Annotated in this window: 1 protein-coding gene; it reads left to right on the forward strand. The window is 57.3% G+C overall.

Translation table 11 applies throughout. The features are described 5' to 3' along the window. Positions 1-438 (forward strand): aldehyde dehydrogenase family protein (locus tag ACTHUR_RS21300; RefSeq protein WP_440400802.1); only part of this gene is annotated, 438 nt, incomplete at both ends.

The following is a 438-nucleotide window of genomic DNA, read 5'->3' on the forward strand; positions in this document are numbered from 1 at the left end:
GACTTCCGCCTTGCAACTTGTCCTCGGCGCAGGCGATGTTGGCGCGGCACTGACAGGCGACCCGCGTATCGGTGGCGTGATTTTCACCGGATCGACCGAAGTGGCGCAACTGATTAACAAAGCCCTTGCCAAACGCGACGACAGCCCCGTATTGATTGCCGAAACCGGCGGTCAAAACGCCATGATTGTCGATTCTACCGCGCTGCCCGAGCAAGTTTGCTTGGACGTGCTCAACTCCGCCTTCGACAGCGCGGGACAACGCTGCTCCGCCTTGCGTATCCTTTGCGTTCAAGAAGATGTCGCCGACAAGATGCTCGCCATCATCAAAGGCGCGATGGACGAATTGGTCGTCGGCAAACCCGTTCAGCTCACCACCGACGTAGGCCCCGTCATCGATTCTGAAGCGCAGCAAAACCTGCAATCGCATATCAACAAAAT

It is taken from the genome of Neisseria sp. P0021.S007 (assembly GCF_051956855.1).